The following is a 15019-nucleotide window of genomic DNA, read 5'->3' as shown; positions in this document are numbered from 1 at the left end:
CAGCACCTCCCCCGGACGGCCACCATCACGGCGTTAGACGCCGTGATGGTGGCCTTCAGGGGCAATCGAGCAGGGGCTTTAGCCTTGGTCGCGGAGGGAGCGGATGCGGGCCAGGAAGTTTTCGGCGCGGTCGCGGCCCTCGCTGACGTCCCGCAGGCGCTTCGACACGACGGCGATCTTCTTGGCGCGCTCCTGGGCGCCCATCTTGATCGTCTTGTCGACTTCCTTCAGCTCAGCCTCGATGGCGTCGATGCGGCGGCTGAGTGCCTCGTCGAGCGCCATCGACAGCTGCTGCTCGGCCTCGATGAGCTGCTCGGCGACCAGCTGGTCCAGCGTGGAGCGGGCGTCGGCGATCGCCTCGACCAGCCATTGCTTCATATGCGTCTTGTCGGCGGCGTGCTTGCGCGTGCGGGCCATCCACCAACCGGCGCCGAGGCCGATGATGATCGTCGCGGGCAGCACCACCGGGTTGAGGATCGCGATGCCCGCGAGCGGCAGCGCGGCGACCTTCCCGGCGCCAAGGCCGCCGGAAATACCCATGAAGACGAGCAGTTTGTCCTCGGCCGTCGGCGGCTTCTTGTCCGGCGGGCGGAGGATCACCGGCGGCCCGCCCGCGCGGGCGAACTGGGCGCGGATGACGTCGAGCTCCTCGGCGGAGAAGAGCTCGGACAGCGCGACGTTGGTGACCTGGTTCAGCCGCTCGGACAGCAGCATCGACACCCGCTGCGACGTCGTCTGCAAGGCGATGTCGACCTGCTGGGGCAGCGCGGCGAGCTGGTCGCGCTTGGCCACCTCGACCAGCTGGCGGAAGTGGGTCTGCGCGTCACGCATCTGCCTGCTGCTCTCGTGCCCGACCTCGACGCGGGTGCGCTGGATCTCGCCGCGCAGCTTCAACTGCCAGCCGCGGGTGGACGTCCGGCGCTCGGCGGTCAGCTGGTCACGGCGTTCGCGCAGCACCTCGGCCTCTGCCTCGCCCGCGGACAACGCCCGGCTCTCGGCCTGGGCCTTCGACTTCAGCTCGCCGAGCGCGCTGGACAGCGCGCGCAGCGTGTTGGCCTCACCGAGCATCGCGGACCGGCCGACGAGCATCTCCTGCATCGCGGTCTGCAGCGCCGAGATCCCGGACTTGTCCCGCAGCATCACCGCCATCTGCTCGTTCGGCGCCTTCGATGCCGTCTCGAACATGCGCGCCGACACCGGGTGGAACACGGCGTCGGCGAACCGGGGCGCGTGCTCGGCGAGCAGCTGACGGTCGGCCTCCAGTACCTCGCGCCAGCCACGGAAGGCGTCGACCTTCGTCAGCGCGAACAACACCGTCTCGACTCGCTCGCCCATGTTGCGCAGGAACTGCAGCTCGGTCGAGGTGAACGGCGCCGAGGCGTCGACGACGAACAGCAGCGCGGTGGCGTTGGCGGCGGCCTCCAGCGCGAGCTCGCCGTGCAGCGAGTCGAGCCCGCCGACGCCGGGAGTGTCCACAAGCGACACCCGCTCCAGCAGCGGCACGGGTCCGGAGACCTCGACATAGCGCGGCGGGAGCTGCCCTTCGGGGAGCTCGTGCGCGGCCGAGACCCAGCGGATCAGCTCCGGGATCCGGATCGGCACCGGCGCGAGCTGGCCGGGATAGCAGGCCTGCGCGCCCCACTGCTCGGCGTGCTCGAAGACCAGGTACGTCGCGGTGGCCACGTCGGCGTCCACGGGGGACAGTCCCGGCATCGACAACAGGGCGTTGACCAGCGAACTCTTACCGCGGTTGGTCTCGCCGACGACCACGACGGACGGCTTGCCCGGCCGCGCCTTGCGGATGTCCTCGACCCACCTGGCGGCCTGCGGGTCAGCCTCGCGGACCAGCGTCAGCAGCTGCTCGCGGGCGTTCTTGACCTGGGCGGGCAGACTCGGCGAACCGACCGGGGCAGTCAAGCGGACCTCTTGGCGTAGACGATGACGATCGGGGCGCGCAGCAGCCTGCCGTGATCGGCGAACCCGATCACCTCGGTCTCGGCGACGACGCCGTCGAGCGCGGGGTCGTCGGTCGGCACCGCACCGCCCGCCTCGTGCAGGGCCGGGTCGAAGCGCTCGCCGTCGGGGCGCAGCGCCTGGATGCCCAACCCGGCGAGCCCGTGTTCGAGCCGCTCCACCACGCCACCGCTGCGAGCACGGTCGAGCGCGTAGAGACAGAGCTGGATCAAGGCCTGCCGATCGGCGAGCGCGTGCTCCAGATCGGCGGGGCCGGACTGGGTGAGCACTGATACTGGGTCCACGCCGGATTCCGACGCGGCCGCGGGGGCCCCGGTTCCCGAAACCCCGTCCACCTCTTCGACGATCTGCGCGATGCTGACCGCGGCGATCTTGCTCGTCGGCATGTCATCGGGACTCATCCCCCCACCTCTACGGGTCCACAAAGACACCGTCACCACCCCGTCCGGCACATCCCGGTGCTGCCACATCAGCCCCGGCAAGATTCCACCAGTGTGCTGCACGCGGCGGACATCGGGGGGCGAAACACGTTAACCCGACGGGCTGAGGAACCTCGTCAGGATGAGCCGGAGCATCGCGCGCTCCTCGGCCAGCTCCAGGTCGGGCTCGAAACCCGCGCGGGAGATGAGTGCGTCGAGGAGCCCCGCGATCCAGCCACCCGCCCGCGCGGGATCGAGCGCCGGGTCGGCCTTGCCCTGTTCGGCGGCGGCGCGCACGAGCGCCGAGAAACCCTCGCGCAACGCCCGCTCGTTGCCCCTGATCAGCTCGGCGAACTCGGCGTCGCGCGACGCCTGCGCGGCCACCTCGAGGATCAGGGGAGCCACCACGGGCGCCGCGAGCTGCACCGCCATGTCGTCGACCAGGTCGAGCAGCGTGGCCCACGGGTCGGCTGAGGCAGCCGCGACGGCGAGCAGCTCACCGGTCTCCCGGCGGTCCTCCTCGAAGATGCCGGAGAAGATCGCGCGCTTGTTCGGGAAGTAGTGGAAGAGGCTGCCCGAGCTGATCCCGGCGGCCTCGCAGATGTCCGCGGTCGTCGTCTTGTCGAAGCCCTTGAGCGCGAAACAGCCTGCGGCGGAGTCGAGGATGTGCTTGCGTTTCGCCTGGTGCTTGGCCGGATCGACGGTCCTCATCGCACCGGCGGCGGCTCGGCGAGCCAGGGGTGGCCGTGCTCGGTGAAGGCCTTGCCCAGGTCCTCGGCGCCGAGGTCGGTCTTCTCGCGCGCGAGAACCCGGCCGTCCGAAGCGATGAGCACCAGCTGCTTGTCCTCGACGTACACCGCGCTCAGCCTCGCCTCGTAGCGGCGCTTCTTGTCGCCGCGTTCGAGCGTCACCATTTCCGGGGTCAGCGTCACGACCAGCCGCTCCGTCGCCCACAGCGAGGCGAAGACCAGGCCCAGCACCAGCCCGAGGGCGATCGCGCCGAGCAGTCCCCACGGGGCCGGGATGGAGTTGACCAGGCGAAACGGCCCCTGCACCGGGAACCACGGGAGGGAAACCACCCAGCCGGACAGCGCGTACAGGCCCACGAGCAGCCCGGCGCCGACGGCCGGACAGCCGATCCAGGACCCACGGCGTACCCACGACGGCTCGTCGACGATCGTCTCCATGGGTGTCATTATTAGACCGCGTGCTCGGTTTATCAAATCAGGCCAGCTCGTCGATCACCTTCCGCAGCGCCCCGCCAAGCGCGCGCCGATCCGAGGAGAACCGGTTGGAGACCAGGATCTGGCCCTGGTCCTGGCGTTGCCAGACCCGGCCCGCGACCGAGATCTCGATGATGGCCAGCTGGAAGGGCCGCGCCCGGCGGCCGGTGCGCTCCTCCGCCTCGCGGACCAGCTCGCCGACGATGCCGTCCCCGGCGCGCTGGCGCCTGGTCGCCCAGTCGCCTGTCGCGTTGTGCCGCGAGGCCAGCGGGGAGAACTCGGCCACGGCGTGCCGCATCGCGGAGTCCTCCGCCAGCGCCGGACGACGGTACCGGCCGTGCGAAAACCGCGGATCGGGGTCGGTGCGGTTGCGGAGGAAGGCGAGCAGGTCGGTCCACCAGTCGGCCCACTGCTCCTGGACGGCGGCGCGGTCGACGCCCGGCGGAATGTGCACCGGCACGGCGGGCTCGACCGGCGGCAGGACCTGGCCGTCCGCCACCGAGAGAGCGAGCGCGTCACGGATGTACAGCGCGACGTCGACTTCGTGCTCGCTACCCCAAGTGACCTGCCAGGACATGCTGTTCGCGAACCGCACCGGCTCAGCGTACGCCTGAAAAGGCCTCAGCCATGGGGTTCGCGGATCTGTTGCCAGATGAGGAAATACGCCCGGTGCACGACGTGCGCGACCCGGCTCTGTGCCGGTGTCGCGCCGAAGGACGCGAAGGAACGCCACCAGCCCGCCCGCTCCAGCGCGAACGCCGCCAGCTCCGGGCGGCCGCCGCCCGGCATGCCGAGCTGGGCGCCGATGTCGGCGTTGCTGCCGACGCGCAGGACCTCCTCGGACAGGTCCTCCGGCATGTCGACGGCGCCGGAGGCGACCAGCGTGAGGGCTTCGAGGAGCCGGAGCTGGTGCGCCTCGGGCTTCGCGAGCAGGACCTCGATCGCGTCGTGGACGCGCTGCCGCTCACCCGCGTCACCGGAGGCGTGCGCCAGCGCGGTGACCGACGCGAGCGCCGCCGCCGCCTTGATGCCGTCGGCGCGGGCGGCGAACACGAGGTTCAGCCGGTGCCGGACGGCTTCGAGCCCGGAGCAGTCCAGCAGCTTGCGGCGCAGCGACCCGGCGGTGATCTCCGGATCGGCACGGATGGCGTCCACCGCCTGGGTGACGCCGAACAGGTCCAGCTTCTCGAGCAGGCGCAGCCGGGTGCCGGACGGGACGTCGCACTCCCAGCTGGTGAAGATGTCCGCCGAGATCAGCATCGTCTGGAGGATGTCTTCGTCCATCGCGGCCAGCTGCTTGAGCGCCGCGGCGTCGGCGGAGGTGAACCCGCCGGACTCGGCGGACTCCGCGACCAGGCCGATCACCGGCAGCACGTCGGCGACCCGGGGTTTCAGCGTCGCGGCCTGCTTCTCGGCGAGCATGGTCGCGGCCTTCCACACGTCGCCGCCGGAGCCCTCGACGGACTCCGGCGCGATGGTGTCCGCCTTGTTGAGCACGGCGATCGCGTTGACCGGACCGGCCTCGCGGCTCGCCGTCGCCGCGGTGAACGCGGCGAGTGCCTGCTGATCGTCCGCCCGCACCCCCTGGGTGACCACGTACAGGACGGCCTCGGCGCCCGCGACCGCGCTGCGTGAGGTGTCGTCGAGGTCGTCGCCACCGTCTGTATCTTCGGCGCCTTCAGAACCTTCAGCGCCTTTACGGTGCTTCGCGGCACCGAGGAGCTGCTCGGTGCGAGAGACCGAAGCGGCGTCGAGCGAGCCGAGGCCGGGGGTGTCGATCACCGTCATGCTCTGCAGGACGGCGTTGGTGAGGTACGCCTCAATGTGCGAGACCTCGTCGATGTTCACGCCGAGCTCGGCCGGGATCATCCCGTCCGAGGCGAACGGGAGCACCTGCTTGCGGCCGTCGGTGAAGACGACCTCGACGCGATCGACCGTGCCGTACTGGAAACGGGTGACGAGCCGGGTGCACTCACCGACGTCCGTCGGCGCCACCCGGCGGCCGATCAGGGCGTTGACCAGCGTGGACTTGCCGGACTTGATCCGGCCGGCGACGGCCACCTGCAGTGGCGCGCTCAGCCTGCGGAGCACCTCGGCGAAACCCGCGGCGGTGCGCGCGGACACCTGGGACTGCAACCGGTGGCACAGATTCGCCACCGACATCGAGAGCGGGCCCGCGAGACGACCCTGATCCGGCCCAGCCGTCACGGCCCCCAGCCCCTCCCCGTTCGTTTGCCAGTCGCGCCTGCGAATCGTGCCATGCCGGTCATCCTGGGGTCGCACCGAAGGTGCTACCGCCGACCGACGCGCGGAACCCGCGTCGCGACTTACTGTGGTCGAGTGCGAAGACTGAGCCTCTGGATGCGGGCACACCCGATGGCGGGTGACAGCCTGATCGCCGTCCTGCTGATGCTCTTCGACCTGCTGGTGCTGGTCGCCGACGGCATTTCCGACGAGCCGGCGCTCAAGCCCTGGTACGTCGCGGTCCCGCTGGACCTCACGCTGATGGTGCTGCTGATTTTCCGGCGGAAGTCCCCGCTGTGGTCGGCCTATCTGATCGTGGTCGTCGGGAACGTCCACGCCCTGCTGACGCTGGGCGCCTCGGGGGCCGTCGCGCTGGGGGTCAGCCTGTACTCGGTGCTGGTGTACGTGGGCAGGCGGCAGGGGTTGATCTACCTGATCGCGCTCACCGTGATCAGTGTGGTCGAGTTCAGCGTCCAGCAGCCAACCGACTTGGTGCTCCAGATCGTGCTGACGGTGTTCCCGGCAGCGCTGATCTGGATGCTGGGTGAGTTCGTCGGCGCCCGGCGCGCCTATCACGTCGAAGTGGAGGCCAGGTTGCACCTGCTGGAGACCGAACGTGACCAGGCCACCCGGCTCGCCGTCGGCGAGGAACGCGGCCGCATCGCCCGCGAGCTGCACGACGTCGTCGCGCACGCGGTGAGCGTGATGGTCGTGCAGGCCGATGGCGCGTCGTACGCGCTGAAGTCGAACCCGGAGATGGCGGAGCGGGCGCTGCACACGATCTCCGACACCGGCCGCGGCGCGCTCAACGAGCTCCGGCGGCTGCTGGACGTGCTGCGCAACGACCACGGCGACAGTGAGCCGCGGGTGCCGCAGCCCGACGCGCACGCGCTGGCGGACCTGGCCGACCGGATGCGCGCGGCGGGGGTGCCGGTGCGTCTCGAGATCGGCGAACTCGGCGACCTCCCGGCCGGGGTTTCGCTGGGGGTGTACCGGATCGTGCAGGAATCACTGACGAACACGCTCAAACACGCAGGCCAGGGTGCTACCGCGGAAGTGCGGGTCCACCGGACGGGTGACACGGTGGAGGTAAGAGTGAGTGACGACGGTGCCGGACGGGCGAACGAGCTCGTGCCGGCGAACGGGCCACGGCCCGCCACGCCAAGGACGGCGACGGCCCGGGTGGCGGTGCCCGGCGGGAACGGGCTGATCGGGATGCGGGAACGGGCGCACGTCTTCGGCGGCAGCCTCGACGTCGGCCCGGCTCCGGGTGGTGGCTGGCAGGTGCGGGCCACCCTGCCCGTTAGGTTGTCGACGTGATCCGGGTAGTGGTCGTCGACGACCAGGAACTGATGCGCGTCGGGTTCCGGATGGTGCTGGGCGCGCAGGCCGACATCGACGTCGTCGGGGAGGCCGGTGACGGTGCCCAGGCGATCAAACTCGCCGAGGAGCTGCGGCCGGACGTGGTGCTGATGGACGTCCGGATGCCGGTGCTGGACGGGGTCGAGGCGACCAAGCGGATCGTCGAGGCCAAGACCGCGCGGGTGCTGGTGATGACGACGTTCGACCTGGACGAGTACGTCTACGCGGCGTTGCAGGGCGGCGCGAGCGGCTTCCTGCTGAAGGACACCCAGCCGGACCACCTGGTTTCGGCGTTGCGGGCGGTGGCCAGCGGCGACGCGGTGGTCTCGCCGTCGGTGACGCGGCGGCTGCTGGACCGCTTCGTCGGCACCGGCGGGAGCCCGCTGCGGAACGCGGCGGAGCTGAACGTGCTGACCGACCGGGAGCGGGAGGTGCTCGTGCTGATCGCGAAGGGGATGTCGAACCTGGAGATCGCGGAGACGCTGTTCCTGTCCGAGGCGACGGTGAAGACGCACGTCGGGCGGATCCTGTCGAAACTCAACCTGCGCGACCGCGTGCAGGCCGTCGTCCTCGCCTACGAAACCGGCCTCGCCCGGCCGGGCCTCGCCTAACCCCTACACGACGTGTCCCATTAGGCCACCATGACGGCGTCTGAGTCCCTCATGGTGGCCTTCAGGGGCATTCGACTTGGACTGGTGCGGGTCAGCGGTAGGGGGTTGTCGAGGTGGTGGGGGTTGGTGGGGCGCCTGCGGCGTGGGTGGCGGCGTACCAGCGGCCGAAGTCGGGGCGGGTGCCGTCGAGGTCGGTGAAGCCGTACTCGTGCATGAGGGTCCAGGAGGCCAGTGCCTGGCCCGCGAAGCGGGCGACCTGGGGGTCGGTGGCCAGTGCGGCGACGCCGCGGCCCAGGTAGGCGGGGGATTCCGAGATCGCGAAGTCCAGCGGCGCCGTCTTGCCGACCGCGTCGCGCCAGGTCGGCTCGGTGACGCCGAACAGGTCCAGCATCGACTCCGAACGCAGGAACCCCGGGGTCACGGTCAAGCCCGTGCAACCGTGCTTCGCCAGCTCGGCGCCCAAGGCCCTGCCGAGCGCGCGGATGCCGGATTTCGCCAGATAGTAGGGGATTCCCGCGCCGACGTAGTCGTCGGTGTCGCCGTCGGTCACCTCGATGACGAGGCCGCCTTCGCGGCGGATGACCAGCGGCACCAGCCGGTGCAGCGCGATCAAGTGCGTGTCGAGGGCGTTGTGCACCAGGTACAGCGCCTTTTCGAGGTCGGAGTCCCAGAACGCCGACTCGAAGTCGACGAACGGGTCACCGCCCCAGACGTCGTCGACCAGGACGTCCAGCCGACCGTCCACTTCGGACTCGATCCGGGCACGCAGAGCCTCGACGTCGGACACCGAAGTGAAGTCGCAGCGGACAGGCACGCCCTTGCCGCCAGCGGTGTCGACCAGCTCGGCGGTCTCCTCGATCGTTTCGGCCCGGCCCATCGGCGAGGACGCCTGCCGCGTCGTCCGCCCGGTGACGTACACGGTCGCGCCGAGCCGCCCCAGCTCGACCGCTATCGCCCGCCCGCAGCCCCTTGTCGCACCGGTGACCACGGCGACCTTTCCGTCCACGACCGTCTCCTCAAGTCCGGGCCCACGCGGTCAGCACCGCGTCGACGTCCTGTGCCAGCCGGTCGGCCAGTAGGCCATCCGGGCGAATCGACCAGTCGAGCGCGACCCCGTTGATCACCGCGAGCAAGGTCCGCGCCGCCCGGCGCGCTTCCGGCGCGAAGGGCAGCGACGGCGCGGCCGCGTCCACCAGCAGGTGGATTTCGGCCTCCACCGCCGCGTAGTGCTCGCCGACCAGCGACCGCAGCCCGGGATCGCCGATGTCCGCGCCGAGTTGGCCGAGGTTGTTCGCGGCCGTCTCGGCCGTCCCCAGGTCCGAGTAGACGCTCATCAGCGCCGCCCGAAGCCCCACCAGCGGGTCCAAGCCGAGTGCCACGGCCCGCATCCGATCGACGGACTGCTGGGTCGAGAGCCGGGAAAGTGCCTGCAAGAGGCCATTTTTTGAGCCGAACCGCTGCCCGACCGTGCCCACCGCGACCCCCGCCTCGGCCGCCACCTGGGCAAGCGTGAACCCGGGACCAGACTGCCCGATGACGATGCCCGCGGCGGCGATCAGACGCTCGTTGCTGATGCTGCGGGGGCGAGCCATCTAGTTATTGAACCACCGTTCATTAATGCTCGCAACCGGGTCACCCCGGGGCAACCTCAGGGTTGGCTCAGGGTCTTCACGGATCGCGCCGCTACTCCGGACAGGCCAAGCTACGTCTCAGGTCTGGTACAAGGTTCGCCCCACAGGATGACGCGCTTGGCCCATCGAGTCGGTCACTATGGGTATCGCCTTCACCGGGGGGTGAAAGCTCGCAAGCACCGGGGACAACTCAGCAACACCACGAGCAACATCAAGAACAGCACCACGCGTCACGGCGGGGAGCCGTACCGAAGGAGCAGACATGATCGAGGCAGTGGGCCTCACCAAGCGCTACGGCCAGACGGTGGCGGTGAACAACCTGTCGTTCTCAGTCGAGGGGGGCAAGGTCACCGGCTTCCTCGGGCCGAACGGCGCAGGCAAGTCGACGACGATGCGGATGATCCTCGGCCTCGACAACCCGACCTCGGGCCAGGTCCGGATCGGCGGCAAGCTGTACCGCGACCTGAAGGACCCGCTGCGCACGGTCGGCGCGCTGCTGGACGCGAAGTGGGTGCACCCCAACCGCTCGGCGCGCGCGCACCTGTCGTGGATGGCCCGGTCCAACAACATCCCGGCCAGGCGGGTGGACGAGGTCCTCGACGTCGTCGGGCTGTCCACGGTCGCCAAGAAGAGCGCCGGCGGGTTCTCGCTCGGGATGTCGCAGCGGCTGGGGATCGCCGCCGCGCTGCTGGGCGACCCGGAGGTGCTGCTGTTCGACGAGCCGGTCAACGGGCTCGACCCGGAGGGCATCCTCTGGATCCGGAAGTTCATGCACCGCCTCGCCGACGAGGGCCGGACCGTGTTCGTGTCCTCGCACCTGCTTTCCGAGATGGCGCTCACGGCCAGCCAGCTGCTGGTCATCGGCAAGGGACAGCTGATTTCCCACTCCTCCACCGAGGATTTCGTCTCCCGGGCGGCGGAGAACACCGTGAAGGTCCGTTCACCGCAGTTGCCGCTGCTGCGCGAGGTGCTGATCCGGGCCAGCGCGGAGGTCACCGACGCCGACACCGCACTGGTGGTCGCCGGGATGGACAGCGACAAGATCGGCGAGATCGCCGCGGCCAACAGCATCGTGCTGCACGAGCTGAGCCCGCAGACCGGCTCGCTCGAACAGGCCTTCATGCAGATCACCGGTGACTCGGTCGAGTACCACACCGGGATCGAAACCGAGGCCAAGCACGCGCTCGCGCCCACCGCCCAGTAGCCGAAACTTTCCCGAGGAACCGAGAAAATCATGACTCTGCTCGCCGTAGAACGCATAAAGCTGTTCACGACCCGGTCGCCGTGGTGGTGCGCGCTCATCACCCTGGTGATCACGATCGGCTTCGGCGCCCTCATCGCCGGGACCGCACCCGATTCGGTCGCCATCGACGTCGGCACCACGGAATTCGGCTACAACTTCGGCATCGCGGTGATCATGGTGCTGGCCGCGCTTTCGGTCACCACCGAATACCGCTTCGGCACGATGCGCACCACCTTCCAGGCCGTCCCGCACCGCGGCTCGGTGCTGGCCGCCAAGGCCGCCGTCGTCGGGCTGCTCGCACTGGTCATCGGTGAGCTCGGCGGCTTCGGCGCCTGGGCACTCGCGTCGGTGCTGCGGCCGAACAACGACCTCGGCCTGAACACCGCCGCCGAATGGACGAACGTCGCCGGGGTCGGCGTGCTGTTCGCGATCGCCGCGATCATCGCGGTCGCCGTCGGCATCCTGATCCGGCACAGCGCCGGCGCCATCGCACTGTTGCTGATCTACAGCCTGGCGGTGGAAAGCCTGGTCAGCCTCATCCCGACGGTCGGGCCGAACATCCACAAGTGGCTGCCCTTCAACGTCGCGGACAAGTTCCTCCGCGGCTCGCCGGGCGCCGGTGCGGACGGCCCGCCGCCGTCGGACGCGGTGCTGAGTCCCGGCTGGGCGCTGGCCTACTTCGCCGGCTTCGCGCTCGTCCTGATGGCCGTCGCGATCGGCGTCGCGAAGAAGCGCGACGCCTGAGAAAAGACTTCCGCAGGGAAGAAACCGGGCGACTTCGGCGGGGGCCGAACCGCCCGGAAGGGGAACAAGGGGAAGAAAGGCCCGGGTCGCCGAAATCGGGGGGCGACCCGGGCCTCTCCCTTTTCCCAGCGGTGCTTGTCCTCACTAGAGTCGGACCCATGATCGAAGCGATCGGGCTCACCAAGGCCTACGGCGACACGGTGGCGGTGGACGACTTGTCGTTCACCGCCGAACCAGGCCGGGTGACCGGTTTCCTCGGCCCCAACGGCGCCGGGAAGTCCACCACGATGCGGATGATCCTCGGCCTGGACACGCCCTCCGCCGGGACGGTGCGCATCGAGGGCAAGGCGTACCGGCGGCTGCCCGATCCACTCAGGACGGTCGGCGCGATGCTCGACGCGACCTGGCGGCACCCGGGCCGCACGGCCCGTGAGCACCTGCGCTGGATCGCCGCGACCAACGACCTGCCGGACAAAAGAGTCGACGAGGTGCTGGAGCTCGTCGGCCTGACCAGCGTCGCGAAGAAGCGCGCGGGCGGGTTCTCCCTCGGCATGCTGCAACGGCTCGGCATCGCCAACGCGCTGCTGGGCGACCCGCGGGTCCTGCTGTTCGACGAGCCGGTCAACGGGCTCGATCCCGAGGGCATGGCGTGGATCCGGCGGCTGCTCGAGTCGCTGGCCGCCGACGGCCGGACCGTGTTCGTCTCGAGCCACCTGCTGCCGGAGATGGCGCAGACCGCGCAGGACCTGGTGGTGATCGGCCGCGGCAAACTGATCTACCAGGGGACCATGGACGAGTTCGTCGCGCGCGCGGCGGGCGACGGCGTCAAGGTGCGCAGTCCGCACCTCGCCGCGCTGCGCATCGCGCTGACCGAGCGCGGGATCGGCTTCGAGGAGTCCGGTGGCGCGCTCGTGGTGTCCGGAATGGACAGTGACGCGCTCGGCGAACTCGCCTTCGCGGCCGGTGCCACGCTGCACGAACTGAGCCCGCAGACCGGTTCGCTGGAACAGGCGTACATGGAGCTCACCAGCGAAGCCGTCGAATTCCAGGCTGGAGCCGTCCGATGAGTGTGCTCAAGGCCGAACGCATCAAGCTGTTCAGCACCCGGTCGCCGTGGTGGTGCGCCGGGATCGCGGTGGTGGCCACCCTCGGCTTCACCGCACTGTTCTTCTCCCTGTCCGGCGGCGAAATCGTGCCGACGGTGGCGAACACCCAGATCGCCAGCGCACAGGGCCGCACGGTCGTGCTCGTGCTGGCCGTACTCGCGGCCGCGTCGGAGTTCAACTGGGGCACCATGCGGATGACCTTCCAGGCCGTCCCGTCGCGGACGCCCGCGCTGCTGGCGAAGGGCGCCGTCGTCGGGACGCTGTCCGCGGCCATCGGCCTCATCGTCGGGGTCGGCTGCTGGGGACTCGCGACGCTGATCAAGCCGGACGCGGACCTCGCGCTGCACACCGCGGCCGACTGGCGGATCGTGTTCGGCCAGGTGCTGACCTTCCTGCTGACCGGCCTGCTCGGCGTCGGGCTGGGGCTGCTGCTGCGCGGTGTCGGCCTCACGCTGGGGATCGCGCTCGTCTGGACCCAGCTCGTCGAGGGGCTGGTGCTGTTCATCCCGACGGTCGGGGACGACATCCACCAGTGGATGCCGTTCTACGCGGCGAGCCAGTTCGCCGGGGCCGACCTGGGCGCCGGGCCGCTGAAGCTCGGCGCGCCGCCGCTGGGCCCGATCGGCTACGGGGTCTATTTCGCGATCATCTGTCTCGGCTTCTTCGCGGCGGGCGTGGTGATCAACCTCCGCCGCGATTCGTGACCGCGGTCGTAATACCTGAGCCATCTGGATTAAGACCACGTAAAGAGCTTGTGGCTTCTCTCACAGGAAGCGGACATACTGTTATGACCAGGCAATATTCAGAAGAGAGCGCGTCGAATTTCGTCCAGCTCCACGGAGGTGAGCCTTGACGGTGGATACCGGTCAGGGACTTGAAAACCCCATTCCCCATGCCCGAACGGCGGACAACCAGCCCCGGCTCGAGCCGATGCTCGGGCTCGAGTGGTCGCAGGCGATCGAACTGCCCCGATCAGCCGCGTCCGCGATCAAACCAGCCGAACTACGCCGGGCCTGGGTACATCGGGCGCCGGAAGACCACGTGCTCGCCCTGTTCCGGGCGTCCAGCGGGATGGGCGGGCCGGTGCCCGCGCCGTGGTGGCTGCGGGCGATCGAAGACGGCAGGCTCGAGACGCGAGCCCACGGATTCCGCATCGAAGACCGCATCGCCCAGCTGCTCGGCCCGAGGCCGGGCTGGGAGTTCGCGCCCTGGGCCGCCGACGGCGAGTCGGGGTACTGGGAGTTCATGCCCTCGGAGCGCGGGAAGTCCGGGCACGCCATCCCGACGACGGTGGTGAACACCGACCGTCACGAAGGCTGGATCGACGTCCTGCCCGCGCACAGCGGCCGGACCCCGGAACCGATCCCGGTGGCCGGGCTGGCCGGGCTGCGCTCCCGGCTGGGGGAGTTCGAAGCTGGCCGCTGACGCCCCACTAGTTTGGGCACGTGGACAACCTGGACCAGCCCCGACTCCGCAGCATCGTCAGTTACGTCAAACGCGGCGGCCGGATGACCGTCGGGCAGCAGCGTGCCTGGGACGAGCACTGGCCGAAACTCGGCCGGACGGTCGAGGAGCTGCCCGCCGGGCCGGTCGACTTCGACGGCTGGTTCGGCCGGTCCGCGCCGGTGCTGCTGGAGATCGGCTCCGGCATGGGCGAGACGACGTCCCAGCTCGCGGCCGCCGCGCCGGAGCTCAACTACGTCGCCGCCGAGGTGTACGACGCGGGCCTCGGCCAGCTCATGCTGCGCGCGGAAAAGCTGGGCGTGGACACGCTGCGCCTGATGCACGGCGACGCGGTCGTGCTGCTCACCGAGCACGTCGAGCCGGGCTCGCTGGCCGGGGTGCGGCTGTTCTTCCCGGACCCCTGGCCGAAGAAGAAGCACCACAAACGGCGGATCGTGCAGCCGGGGTTCGTCGCGCTGGTCGCGTCGCGGCTCACGCCGGGCGGGACGTTCCACCTGGCGACGGACTGGGAGAACTACGCCGAGCAGATGCTCGAGGTGTGCTCGGCCGAGCCCGCGTTGCGCAACCGGCACGCCGACGCGCCCGGCGGCTGGGCGCCGCGGCCGGAGTGGCGCCCGATCACCAAGTTCGAGAACCGTGCGATCGACGAAGCGCGCGTCAGCCACGACTTGATCTTCTATCGCGCCGACTGAATTCTTTATCGCGCCGAACAGGATCTCGCTGCCAGGGCGCTCCCTGAGGGGTGATGTCGCGTTGCGCTGGATGGCGCCCTGCCATCGAGATCCTGGGGCCTTCGGCCAAAAGGCGCGACTCCAAAAGATCAAAAGACTTGGGTCACCTCAGCCGTGGTCGGCTGGGGGGACTTGAGTTACCTCAGCTTGTTGTTTAACCTGTTTGGTTCGTTGCGTTTGTGGCTCTTGTGTCCGTTTTGGGGTTCTTTCCGACGTGGCATACGACAGCGCGGTGGGTGTTTCGTGAGCCTGGTGGGCGGCCTGGGC

General features: G+C 69.7%; 16 protein-coding genes. 8 read left to right on the top strand and 8 right to left on the bottom strand.

What is annotated here, in order from left to right; all coding sequences use genetic code 11:
• Positions 1-78: 78 nt before the first annotated feature.
• The 6 genes from QMK34_RS43775 to QMK34_RS43750 form a co-directional block, all read right to left on the bottom strand.
• Positions 79-1917, bottom strand: coding sequence for a dynamin family protein (locus QMK34_RS43775; RefSeq protein WP_326420740.1), 1839 nt, complete (start codon positions 1915-1917; stop codon positions 79-81).
• Entirely contained in the window at positions 1914-2375 is a 462-nt protein-coding gene (grpE, locus tag QMK34_RS43770) for a nucleotide exchange factor GrpE (protein ID WP_326420739.1), read from the bottom strand. Before grpE ends, QMK34_RS43775 begins: the two co-directional genes overlap by 4 nt.
• Positions 2376-2504: 129 nt before the next feature.
• On the bottom strand, positions 2505-3104 hold the full coding sequence (locus QMK34_RS43765; RefSeq protein ID WP_326420738.1) for a TetR/AcrR family transcriptional regulator: 600 nt from the start codon (positions 3102-3104) through the stop codon (positions 2505-2507).
• A complete protein-coding gene (locus QMK34_RS43760; protein WP_326420737.1) occupies positions 3101-3580 on the bottom strand; it encodes a YqeB family protein in 480 nt (159 codons plus the stop codon). The genes QMK34_RS43765 and QMK34_RS43760 overlap by 4 nt, the downstream gene beginning before the upstream one ends.
• A gap of 37 nt (positions 3581-3617) precedes the next feature.
• A complete protein-coding gene (locus tag QMK34_RS43755; protein WP_326420736.1) occupies positions 3618-4211 on the bottom strand; it encodes a hypothetical protein in 594 nt (197 codons plus the stop codon).
• 26 nt (positions 4212-4237) lie between these two features.
• A complete protein-coding gene (locus QMK34_RS43750; protein WP_326420742.1) occupies positions 4238-5779 on the bottom strand; it encodes a dynamin family protein in 1542 nt (513 codons plus the stop codon).
• A gap of 198 nt (positions 5780-5977) precedes the next feature.
• Here QMK34_RS43750 and QMK34_RS43745 point away from each other — a divergent pair, with 198 nt between their 5' ends.
• Complete coding sequence (locus QMK34_RS43745; protein ID WP_442785349.1) at positions 5978-7180, top strand: sensor histidine kinase; 1203 nt, start codon at positions 5978-5980, stop codon at positions 7178-7180.
• Positions 7177-7833 (top strand): response regulator transcription factor, encoded by a 657-nt coding sequence (locus QMK34_RS43740; protein WP_326420735.1) that lies wholly within the window; start codon positions 7177-7179, stop codon positions 7831-7833. The genes QMK34_RS43745 and QMK34_RS43740 overlap by 4 nt, the downstream gene beginning before the upstream one ends.
• A gap of 91 nt (positions 7834-7924) precedes the next feature.
• Here QMK34_RS43740 and QMK34_RS43735 read toward each other — a convergent pair whose 3' ends face one another.
• The gene (locus QMK34_RS43735) at positions 7925-8839 is read right to left on the bottom strand and encodes an SDR family oxidoreductase (protein ID WP_326420734.1); all 915 of its coding nucleotides are present in this window, start codon (positions 8837-8839) and stop codon (positions 7925-7927) included.
• A 10-nt stretch (positions 8840-8849) separates the two neighbouring features.
• On the bottom strand, positions 8850-9425 hold the full coding sequence (locus QMK34_RS43730) for a TetR/AcrR family transcriptional regulator (RefSeq protein WP_326420733.1): 576 nt from the start codon (positions 9423-9425) through the stop codon (positions 8850-8852).
• 301 nt (positions 9426-9726) lie between these two features.
• Here QMK34_RS43730 and QMK34_RS43725 point away from each other — a divergent pair, with 301 nt between their 5' ends.
• From QMK34_RS43725 to trmB, 6 genes are all read left to right on the top strand, one after another.
• Positions 9727-10668 (top strand): ABC transporter ATP-binding protein, encoded by a 942-nt coding sequence (locus QMK34_RS43725; RefSeq protein WP_326420732.1) that lies wholly within the window; start codon positions 9727-9729, stop codon positions 10666-10668.
• Between the two features lie 30 nt (positions 10669-10698).
• Positions 10699-11451 (top strand): ABC transporter permease, encoded by a 753-nt coding sequence (locus tag QMK34_RS43720; protein ID WP_326420731.1) that lies wholly within the window; start codon positions 10699-10701, stop codon positions 11449-11451.
• A 158-nt stretch (positions 11452-11609) separates the two neighbouring features.
• Positions 11610-12518 (top strand): ABC transporter ATP-binding protein, encoded by a 909-nt coding sequence (locus tag QMK34_RS43715; RefSeq protein ID WP_326420730.1) that lies wholly within the window; start codon positions 11610-11612, stop codon positions 12516-12518.
• Positions 12515-13261 (top strand): hypothetical protein, encoded by a 747-nt coding sequence (locus QMK34_RS43710; RefSeq protein ID WP_326420729.1) that lies wholly within the window; start codon positions 12515-12517, stop codon positions 13259-13261. Before QMK34_RS43715 ends, QMK34_RS43710 begins: the two co-directional genes overlap by 4 nt.
• Positions 13262-13412: 151 nt before the next feature.
• Positions 13413-13982, top strand: a complete 570-nt coding sequence (locus tag QMK34_RS43705; RefSeq protein WP_326420728.1) for a hypothetical protein — start codon at positions 13413-13415, stop codon at positions 13980-13982.
• 83 nt (positions 13983-14065) lie between these two features.
• Positions 14066-14713: a tRNA (guanosine(46)-N7)-methyltransferase TrmB gene (trmB, locus tag QMK34_RS43700; RefSeq protein WP_442785348.1), complete on the top strand. Its 648-nt coding sequence runs from the start codon at positions 14066-14068 to the stop codon at positions 14711-14713.
• The last annotated feature ends 306 nt before the right edge of the window (positions 14714-15019 follow it).

This window comes from Amycolatopsis sp. H20-H5 (assembly GCF_035828755.1).
Classification (GTDB): domain Bacteria; phylum Actinomycetota; class Actinomycetes; order Mycobacteriales; family Pseudonocardiaceae; genus Amycolatopsis.
This window is presented reverse-complemented; position numbering and strand designations above follow the sequence as displayed.

Bases quoted from the DNA above. Each gene is read 5' to 3' on its own strand.
- grpE (WP_326420739.1), bottom strand. From the start codon at position 2,375: ATGAGTCCCGATGACATGCCGACGAGCAAGATCGCCGCGGTCAGCATC.
- QMK34_RS43765 (WP_326420738.1), bottom strand. From the start codon at position 3,104: ATGAGGACCGTCGATCCGGCCAAGCACCAGGCGAAACGCAAGCACATC.
- QMK34_RS43760 (WP_326420737.1), bottom strand. From the start codon at position 3,580: ATGGAGACGATCGTCGACGAGCCGTCGTGGGTACGCCGTGGGTCCTGG.
- QMK34_RS43750 (WP_326420742.1), bottom strand. From the start codon at position 5,779: ATGTCGGTGGCGAATCTGTGCCACCGGTTGCAGTCCCAGGTGTCCGCG.
- QMK34_RS43745 (WP_442785349.1), top strand. From the start codon at position 5,978: ATGCGGGCACACCCGATGGCGGGTGACAGCCTGATCGCCGTCCTGCTG.
- QMK34_RS43730 (WP_326420733.1), bottom strand. From the start codon at position 9,425: ATGGCTCGCCCCCGCAGCATCAGCAACGAGCGTCTGATCGCCGCCGCG.
- QMK34_RS43725 (WP_326420732.1), top strand. From the start codon at position 9,727: ATGATCGAGGCAGTGGGCCTCACCAAGCGCTACGGCCAGACGGTGGCG.
- QMK34_RS43720 (WP_326420731.1), top strand. From the start codon at position 10,699: ATGACTCTGCTCGCCGTAGAACGCATAAAGCTGTTCACGACCCGGTCG.
- QMK34_RS43715 (WP_326420730.1), top strand. From the start codon at position 11,610: ATGATCGAAGCGATCGGGCTCACCAAGGCCTACGGCGACACGGTGGCG.
- QMK34_RS43710 (WP_326420729.1), top strand. From the start codon at position 12,515: ATGAGTGTGCTCAAGGCCGAACGCATCAAGCTGTTCAGCACCCGGTCG.
- trmB (WP_442785348.1), top strand. From the start codon at position 14,066: ATGACCGTCGGGCAGCAGCGTGCCTGGGACGAGCACTGGCCGAAACTC.